This is a genomic window from Dolichospermum planctonicum (assembly GCF_005402965.1).
In the GTDB taxonomy this organism is placed as follows: Bacteria; Cyanobacteriota; Cyanobacteriia; order Cyanobacteriales; family Nostocaceae; genus Dolichospermum; species Dolichospermum planctonicum.
The window spans coordinates 1-1645 of record NZ_BJCF01000105.1 but is presented as its reverse complement, the minus strand read 5'-3'; the positions used below and the strand labels follow the sequence as shown (position 1 = coordinate 1645).

Genomic DNA, 1645 nt, shown 5'->3' with positions numbered 1-1645 from the left:
TTGTGGGGTGGGCTTCTAGCCCGCCATAATTTACTTGTGGGGTGGGCTTCTAGCCCGCCATAATTTACTTGTGGGGTGGGCTTCTAGCCCGCCATAATTTACTTGTGGGGTGGGCTTCTAGCCCGCCCAAATCTATAATATAGATACAATAGCCGATTAAACCATTCTCATACTTAGATCCAACCATCTAGACTGAGTAATAGGCGCACTAGTAGAAATATAATCAACACCAGTTTCTGCTACAGCGCGAATAGTCTCTAAGTTGACATTTCCCGAAGCCTCAATTTTTACTCGATTATCTTCATGACGAATCAGCGACACAGCTTGACTCATCATTTTTAAAGGCATATTATCCAACATAATAATATCTGCCTTATACTCTAACGCTTCTTGCACCTGTGCCAAAGTTTCCGTTTCCACCTCAATTGTCAGAGGATAAGGAATGTGAGAACGAACGCGGGTAATAGCCTCCCCAATTCCCCCAGCCGCTATAATATGATTATCCTTAATCATCACCGCATCATCCAAACCCATTCGGTGATTTATAGCACCACCTAAAGCAGTCGCGTACTTTTCCAAAATTCTCAACCCTGGTGTAGTTTTGCGCGTATCCACCAATTGAGCAGGTAAATCAGCTATTTTCTCCACATATACATTAGTTAAACTCGCGATTCCACTTAATCGCATCGTCAAATTCAACGCCACCCTTTCTCCCATTAACAGAGCATCTAAAGAACCACCAATTTCCGCTATTACCTGTCCTGGTTCACATTTTGCCCCCTCAGCGGTAATATTTGCAAAATTGACCTGATGATTCAAAAGCTGAAACACCCTGGCTGCAACCGGTAAACCAGCAATTATTCCCGGTGCTTTCGCTATCCACTTCGCTTCTTTGTCGGTGGGATTTTGGGATAATAGAGATTGAGTAGTACGATCACCCCTACCAATATCCTCCAGCAACCAACCTTGCAACAATTGATCCAGCACCAAAAACGGTGGTAGTACAGCCAAACTCTTCATATCATCCCTAATTCCTATATCCACTCAACACTATCAGCAATTGCGTTGATTAACCCCTTCCATAATAATTACCCAAAAAAATCCCCATCAACTCAGCCAAATCAAAAACACAACTGCTTGACCAAAAATCTGGGATCCAAGCCCCGTCCTTCTAGGACGGCTTTGTGTTAAAAATTTGGTTATAGTCGGCTTATGGCATTGGGAGACTTTAAACGGACATGGAGGGACGATAAGACCACTTGTGGCGTGTTCCAGTGAAGTGTCAAGAATCATCGCACCTTCAGGTCGGTGAGTATGTCAAATTCACCACCCTGATAAGGGACGGGGTATGGCGGCGATGCTTGATCAAGCAAAAATCCAGAAAATTCTAACGACTGCAACCCTTATCTCACAAGGATTGTAGACAAAGTGAAAAAATTTTTTCCAAAAAGATGGAAAAAGTAGTTGACAAACCCAAATAGATTAGATATATTGAATAAGTGCCGAACAGCGAAGCCGAGAGAGGCAACGCCGAACAGCGCACCGAACCTTGAAAATATTATAGTTTGAAAGCCAGAATACGACAAGTACCCTGCGTCAGAAAAAAATAACCTGACCGTGGTTGTAAAAACGGTCGAAAGAGCTA

General features: G+C 43.2%; 1 protein-coding gene. It reads right to left on the bottom strand.

Going from position 1 to position 1645, the window contains the following annotated elements:
* Positions 1-156 precede the first annotated feature (156 nt).
* Positions 157-1020: a carboxylating nicotinate-nucleotide diphosphorylase gene (nadC, locus tag FFO06_RS20595; protein ID WP_137909691.1), complete on the bottom strand. Its 864-nt coding sequence runs from the start codon at positions 1018-1020 to the stop codon at positions 157-159.
* Positions 1021-1645 lie beyond the last annotated feature (625 nt).